Raw genomic sequence first — 400 nt, 5'->3', positions numbered from 1 at the left:
GACTACGAAGTCCGCGACTGGAGCAAGAAGTTCGGGGTGACGGCGGAGGAATTGAAGCAGGCCGTCCATGCGGTCGGCAACGATGCCCAGGCGGTCGAAAGCTACCTGAAGGGCCGCCGGTGAAGCGGTGCGCATCGCCTCCTGGAACATCAACCACATCCGCCAGCGGCTGAGCCTGCTGGTGGATTGGCTCGCACGCACGCAACCGGACGTCGTAGCGCTGCAGGAGCTCAAATGCCCGACGGCGCAGTTCCCCGAGGACGCGCTGAAAGCCGCAGGTTACGCTTGTGTCTTCGCAGGCCAACGCACGTGGAATGGCGTTGCCCTGCTGGCCCGGGGGCAGGAGCCGCTTCCGGTCGTTCATTCCCTGCCGGGCGATCCGGCGGACAAGGAAGCACGC

General features: G+C 65.8%; 2 protein-coding genes. Both read left to right on the top strand.

Going from position 1 to position 400, the window contains the following annotated elements; translation table 11 throughout:
* On the top strand, positions 1–123 hold a 123-nt coding region (locus AC066S_RS39840), incomplete at its 5' end, for a DUF3606 domain-containing protein (RefSeq protein WP_478272070.1).
* Between the two features lie 4 nt (positions 124–127).
* The coding region (locus AC066S_RS39835) for an endonuclease/exonuclease/phosphatase family protein (RefSeq protein WP_478272069.1) at positions 128–400 on the top strand (273 nt) is incomplete at its 3' end.

The sequence above is a fragment of the Bradyrhizobium sp. CFUWI genome, assembly GCF_056429085.1.
The sequence above is the reverse complement of the archived record's forward strand: the minus strand, read 5'-3'. Positions and strand labels throughout refer to the sequence as shown.